This is a genomic window from Protofrankia symbiont of Coriaria myrtifolia (genome assembly GCF_900634755.1).
Lineage (GTDB): Bacteria > Actinomycetota > Actinomycetes > Frankiales > Frankiaceae > Protofrankia > Protofrankia coriariae.
Genome location: NZ_CAAAFS010000158.1, coordinates 1 through 7,193 on the forward strand (window position 1 = coordinate 1; position 7,193 = coordinate 7,193).

1 protein-coding gene is annotated in these 7,193 nt (G+C 75.8%); it reads right to left on the minus strand.

Annotated features, from left to right (window positions below):
* Window positions 1-7,193: type I polyketide synthase (locus CM1CMNOD_RS22960; protein WP_242625448.1), on the minus strand; the 7,193-nt coding region annotated here is incomplete at both ends.

The following is a 7,193-nucleotide window of genomic DNA, read 5'->3' on the forward strand; positions in this document are numbered from 1 at the left end:
GTCGAGGTGGGGGGTGGGCGTGGTGCCGGTGGGGACGGTGGCCGGAATGTGGCTGTTACGCAGAGTATGCGTGGTGGTGATGATGCTGGCGATGCCGGCGGCGGCCTGGGCATGCCCAAGGGTGGCCTTGATCGTGGAGAGGAACAGTGGCTGGTCGGCCGGGCGGTGCTGGCCGTAGGTGTTGTGAAGCGCCTGGGCTTCGATGGGGTCGCCGAGGGTGGTGCCGGTGCCGTGGGTTTCGACGAGGTGGATGTCGGCGGGGGTGAGGCCGGCGTCGGCGAGGGCTGCGGTGATCACACGCTGTTGGGCGGGGCCGTTGGGGGCGGTGAGGCCGTTGGAGGCGCCGTCCTGGTTGATGGCACTGCCGCGGATGACGGCGAGGATGGGGTGGTTGTTGCGCTGGGCGTCGGAGAGCCGTTCCAGGACGATCACGCCTGCGCCCTCGCCCCAGGCGGTGCCGTTGGCGTCGGCGGAGAAGGGTTTGCAGCGGCCGTCGGGGGCGAGGCCGCGTTGGCGGGAGAACTCGATGAAGGTGGCGGGGCTGGCCATGACGGTGGCGCCGCCGGCCAGGGCGAGGGTGATCTCGCCGCGGCGTAGGGCCTGGACGGCGAGGTGGACGGCGACGAGGGAGGAGGAGCAGGCGGTGTCGATGGTCAGGGCGGGGCCCTGCAGGCCGAGGGTGTAGGCGATCCGTCCCGAGGCAACGCTGCCGGCGCTGCCCGTCACCAGGTATCCCTCGAGGGACGCCGGCGCGCTGGGCGCCAGGTGCAGCCGGGCACCGTAGTCGTCGTACATGATTCCGGCGAAGACGCCGGTGGGGGTGCCGGTGAGGGTGGTGGGGTCGATGCCGGCGTGTTCGAGGGCTTCCCAGGTGGTTTCGAGCAGGAGGCGTTGTTGGGGGTCGATGGCGAGGGCTTCGCGGGGGGAGATGCCGAAGAAGTCGGGGTCGAAGTCGCCGGCGTTGTGCAGGAAGCCGCCGTGGCGGGTGTAGGAGGTGCCGGGGTGGTCGGGGTCGGGGTGGTAGAGGTGGTTCAGGTCCCAGCCGCGGTTGGTGGGGAACTCGGTGATGGCGCTGACCCCGGAGTTGATCAGTTCCCAGAGTTCGGTGGGGGTGGTGACGCCGCCGGGGAACCGGCAGCCCGCTCCCACGATCACGATCGGGTCGTCGTCCGGCGCGGCGGAGGTGCCCGGCGTGACGACCGTAGTGGTCGTGGCGGCTGTGGCCGCTGTGTCGTCGGCCGCGGACAGGTGGTCACGTAGCAGGTACCCGGTGAGCGCCGTCGGTGTCGGGTAGTCGAAGATCAGTGCTGTCGGCAGGGTCAGTCCGGTCGCGGCGGCCAGTTTGTTGCGCAACTCGACCGCGGTCAGCGAGTCGAAGCCGAGCTCGTTGAACGTGCGGTCGGCCTCGACAGTCTCCCCGGCCGCGTAGCCGAGCACCGCCGCGACGCCGCGGTGCACCAAGGCGGCCACGGCGTCGGCCCGCTCCCGCGGGGGCAGCGCCAGCAGCCGGTCGCGCGGCGTCTGCCCGGCCAGGTCGCCGTCGGGGTCAGTGCCGGTGGTGGTGGCGGCGGGCCGCGGCCGGCGGGCGGCCACCAGGCTGCGCAGCGGGGGCGGCACGACCGAGCCCGCCGCGCTCAGCGGCGTCGGATCCAGCCGGGCCGGGACGAGCACCGGGTTCCGTGCGCCGAGCGTCGCGTCGAACAGCTCCAGCCCCTCGTCCAGGTCGAGGGGGACGACCCCGGTGCGGGTCAGGCGGGCGAGGTCGGCCCGGCTCAGGTCGGCGCCGAGCCCGGCCTCGCCGCCCCACAGCCCCCAGGCCAGGGAGGTGCCCGGCAGCCCGCGGGCCACCCGGTGGGTGGCGAGGGCGTCGAGGACGGCGTTGGCCGCGGCGTAGTTGGCCTGGCCGGCGGTGCCGAGAATCCCGGTCACCGAGGAGAACAGCGAGAAGACCCGCAGGTCCAGCTCCCGGGTGAGTTCGTGCAGGTTCCAGGCCGCGTCTACCTTCGGCCGCAGCACCGCGTCCAGCCGCTCGGGGGTGAGCGCCTCGACGATCGCGTCGTCGAGTACCCCAGCGGCGTGCACGACCGCGATCAGGGGGTGCTCCGCCGGTATGGCGGTGAGCAGTTCGCGCAGCGCGTCGCGGTCGGCGACGTCGCCGGCGGTGACGGTGACGGTGGCGCCCAGTTCGGTCAGCTCCGCGGCCAGTTCGTCGGCGCCGGCCGCGTCGCGGCCACGCCGGCTGACCAGGAGCAGGTGACGGGCACCGTGCACGGTCACCAGCCGGCGGGCGATCAGCCCGCCGAGCAGGCCGGTGGCACCGGTGACGAGCACCGTGCCGTCGTCGAGCCGGGGTGTCTCGCCCCCCGGCGCCGTCGCCGCCAGCCGGGGGACGTATGCCGTCGTGCCGCGCAGCGCGAGCTGGGGCTCGTCGAGCGGCAGATCGGCGGGTACCGGGCTGACAGCGTCCCGCGCGCCGGCTGTGCCGCCCGTACCATTCGTGCCGCCCGTACCATTTGTGCCGGCCGTACCACTCGTGCCGGCCGCGCCAGCCGCGCTGTCCACGTCGAGCAGGACGAACTGGTCGGGATGCTCGGTGGCGGCCGTGCGGACCAGCCCCCAGGCGGCGGCCGCCGCCGGATCGGTCACTTCGTCACCATTGGAGACGGAGACCGCTCCTTGGGTGACCACGATCAGGCGGGCGTCGGCCGGCCGGCTCTCGGCGTCGGCCAGCCACCGCTGGACGGCGCGCAGTGTCTCGTGGGCGGTGTGCCGGGCCGCGGCGTCCACCTCCAGCGGGCCGTCGGGTCCCGTCTCGGCCGGGTCGTGCCGCAGGTCCAGGACGGTCCAGCCGGGAGGCACCGGTGCCGATGCCGGCGCGGTGCCGGGCCGCCAGGTCAGCGGCTGCCAGGCCAGCGTGTGCAGCGAGCCGTTGCGGCCGCCGCCGGCAGCGGCGATCCGGGCCCGGTCGACCGTCGCGAGGGTCAGCGCCGCCACGGTCAGCAGCGGGCTGTCCGCACTGTCGGTGAGGGTCAGCGTGACCGTGCCGGTGCCAGCCGGGACGATCCGGACCCGCACCGTGCGCGGGAAGGCGCTGGTGTGCAGGCGGACGTCGGACCAGGCGAACGGCACCCGCGTACCGGCGCTGGCACCCTCGGCCGGGAGAGCGGCCTCGAAGGCGAGCGGGTGCAGGGCGGTGTCCAGCAGCGCCGGGTGCGGCAGGAAGCCGGGCGCGGACGTGCCGCCGTCCGGGCCCGCGTCCGCCTCGGCGGCCACGTCGGTGGCCACGTTGACGGTCACCTCGGCGTAGGCCGCCTCCCCGTCGCGCCACAGCCGGCGCAGCCCCCGGAACGCCGGGCCGTAGTCGTACCCGTGCTCGGCGAGCCGGTCGTACCCGTCGCCGATCGGGATCTCGGCGGCGGTGGCCGGTGGCCAGGGCAGCGGGCCGGAGCCGGCACCCGGCGCCGGCGGCACGGGCACGTCCGCGGCGGCGAGCACCCCGGCGGCATGCCGGGTCCACTGCGGGCGGCCCGTCCGCGGCGGGCTGGAGTGGATCGCCACCGGCCGGTCACCGGCGTCGTTCGGGGCACCCACCGTCACCTGGACGCGCACCGCCTCCCGGTCCGGCAGCACCAGCGGGCTGTGCAGGGTGAGCTCGCGCAGCGCGCCAGCGCCCACCAGCCGGGCGGCGTGCAGGGCCAGTTCGACCACGGCGGCGCCCGGCAGCACCGGGGTGCCGAACAGGGCGTGGTCGGCCAGCCACGGCGTGCCGGCCAGCGACACCGTCCCGGTGAGTACCACGCCGGCGTCCTCCGGCAGTTCGACCGCGCCTCCCAGCAGCGGATGCTCGGTGTTCCACAGGCCCAGCCCGTCCGCGTCCGGCCGGGTCGGGGCCGGGTCGAGCCAGTACCGAGCGTGCTGGAAGGCGTATGTCGGCAGCGCGGTCCGGCGGGCACCGGGCAGCGCCCGTGCCCAGTCCAGGGCGCTGCCGTGCGCGTACAGGCGGGCCAGCGCCACGGTCAGCGTCTCGGCCTCCGGCCGGCCGGAGCGCAGCGACGGCACCAGGGCCGCGGTGGCGGCCCGCTCGCCGTCAAGGCAGTCGCGCGCCATCGCGGTCAGCACCGCGTCCGGGACGACCTCCAGGAAGCTGGAGACACCCTGACCGTCCAGGTAGCGGACGCCGTCGAGGAAGCGGACGGTGCCGCGCAGCTGGGCGGCCCAGTAGTCCGCCGAGGCGAGCTGTTCGACGCCTGCCGGGCGTCCGGTCACATTGGAGATGACGGGGATACGGGGTGCGGTGACGTTCAGGGTGCCGACCACCGCCCGCAGCTCGTCGAGGACGCTGTCCATGTGCGCCGAGTGGAAGGCGTGGCTGACCCGCAGCTGGCGGACCCGACGGCCACGGTCCCGCCAGCCGGCCGCCACCCGCTGGGCGATGCCGGCCGACCCGGAGATCACGACCGCGGTCGGGCCGTTGACGGCGGCGATGTCCACCGTCCCGGTGGCGTCGGCCGAGGAGCCAGCCGAGGTGCCGGCCCGGGTGGCGGCCAGAGCTTCGGCCAGGCTGGCGGTGACCTCCTCCTCCGTCGCCTCGACGGCGATCATCACCCCGCCCGCCGGCGCGGCCTGCATCAGCCTGGCGCGGGTCGCCACCAGCGTGGCGGCGTCGCCGAGGGTCAGCGCCCCAGCCACATGGGCGGCGGCGATCTCCCCGATGGAGTGGCCGGCGACGAAGTCGGGCCGCAGCCCACGGTGCTCGACCAGCCGGAACAGCGCCACCTCCAGCGCGAACAGCGCCGGCTGGGTGTACGCGGTCTGGTCGAGCAGGGCCGCGGCGTCGCTGCCCGGCGCGGCGAACAGGATCTCCCGCAGCGGGCGGTCGAGCAGCGGGTCGAACGCGGCGATGATCTCGTCGAGCGCCGCCCGGAACACCGGCTCGGCGCGGTGGAGCTCCGCCCCGGCGTCGGGCCGCTGCGTGCCCTGGCCGGTGAACAGGACGGCGGTGCGGACCCCCCGGGCCCCGGTCTCCCGGGCGGCCAGGTTTTCCTCGCCGCGTTCCACCGCGGCCAGCCCGGCCAGCAGCGTCGCCGTGCCCCGGCCGGCGACGACGGCGGCCCGCCCGAGGCGGGCGCGGGCGGTGGCCAGCGAGAACGCGATGTCGCGGATGTCCGGCGCGGGCTGTTCGGCGACGAACCGGCGCAGCGCCCCGGCCTGGGCGCGCAGCGCCGCGTCGTCGTGCCCGGACACCACCCAGACCACCGGCGCCGTCTCGCCCGAGGCGGTGCCAGCGCTGTCGACGGTGTCGGTGCTGTCGGTGCTGTCGGTGCTGTCGGTGCTGTCGGCGGCGTCGGTGGTGTCCACGTCCGTCCCGGCGGCCGGGGCGGCGGTGATCACCGCCTCGGCGCTGTCCGCGGCGGTGGGCTGCTCCAGGATGACGTGGGCGTTGGTACCGCTGATCCCGAACGACGACACCGCGGCCCGCCGGGGGCGTCCCGGCCCGTCCGGCCAGGTCACCGGCTCGGTGAGCAGCCGGACCGCCCCGGCCGACCAGTCCGCGTGCTCGCTCGGCGCGTCGACGTGCAGCGTGCGGGGCAGTTCACCGTGCCGCATCGCCTCGATCATCTTGATCACGCCGCCGACCCCGGACGCGGCCTGGGAGTGCCCGATGTTCGACTTCAGCGAGCCCAGCCAGCAGGGCTGCTCCGCCGGCCGCTGCTGGCCGTAGGTGGCCAGCAGCGCCTGGGCCTCGATCGGGTCACCCAGCCGGGTGCCGGTGCCGTGCCCCTCGACCGCGTCGACGTCGGCGGTGGTGAGCCCGGAGCTGGCCAGCGCCGCGCGGATGACCCGCTCCTGCGCCGGGCCGTTCGGGGCGGTCAGGCCGTTGCTGGCGCCATCGGAGTTCACCGCCGAGCCACGCAGCACCGCCAGCACCGGGTGGCCCGCCCGCCGGGCGTCGGACAGCCGCTCGACGAGGAGCAGACCGACCCCCTCGCTCCAGCCGGTGCCGTCAGCGCCGGTCGCGTACGACCGGCACCGGCCGTCCGGGGACAGGCCGCGCTGCCGGCTGAACTCGATGAACGTGCCCGGCGAGGCCATCACGGTGACACCGCCGGCCAGGGCCAGGTCGCACTCCCCGGCCCGGATCGCCGCCGCGGCCAGGTGCAGCGCCACCAGCGACGAGGAGCAGGCGGTGTCGACGGTGACCGCCGGCCCCTCCAGCCCGTAGACGTAGGCCAGCCGGCCCGACACCACACTGGAGGTGTTCCCGGTCAGCAGGTAGCCCTCGACGTTCTCCGGGGTGGCGGGCAGCCGGCTGGCGTAGTCGTCGTACATCACGCCGGCGAACACGCCGGTGCGGGAGCCGCGCAGCGCCGTCGGGTCCAGGCCGGCGCGCTCGAAGGCCTCCCAGGCGACCTCCAGCAGCAGCCGCTGCTGCGGGTCGGTGGCCAGCGCCTCCCGCGGGGAGATGCCGAACAGGTCGCGGTCGAACTGGTCGGCGTCGTGCAGGAACCCGCCGTGACGGGTGTAGGTCCGGCCCGGGATGTCGGGATCCGGGTCGTAGAGGGCGTCGACGTCCCAGCCGCGGTTGGTGGGGAAGTCGCTGATCGCGTCGGTGTCGGTGGCGACCAGCCGCCACAGGTCCTCCGGGGAACGCACCCCTCCGGGGTAGCGGCAGGCCGCGGCCACGATCGCTATCGGGTCGTCGGCGTCCGCGGCCGTCGCGGTGGCCCGGCGGGCCGGTGGGGCCGCCGGCTGGCCGGCCGTGACCGGCGCGGGCGCGAGCTGGGCGAGCAGGAAGCGGGCGAGCGCCGCCGGGGAGGGGTGGTCGAACACGGCGGTGGCCGGCAGCCGCAGACCGGTGGCGGTGCCCAGCCGGTTGCGCAGCTCGACCCCGGCGAGGGAGTCGAAGCCCAGGTCGCGGAAGGACCGCTGCGGGTCCAGCGGCGTACCCGGCGGATGGCCGAGGACGGCCGTCGCGGTCGCGTTCACCAGGTCGAGGACGACGCGTTCGCGCTCGTCGGGGTCTGTCGCGGCGGCCAGCTCCGGCCAGGAGCCGCCCGCCCGGCCCGCCGCGCCGGGCCGGGCCGCCGCGGCAGCGGCGGAGACGGGGGCGGGGACGAGGTCCCGCAGGACCGTCGGCGGCTCGCCCTCGATCGTCGCCGGGGTGAGCCGGGCCGGGACGAGCAGCCCGCCGA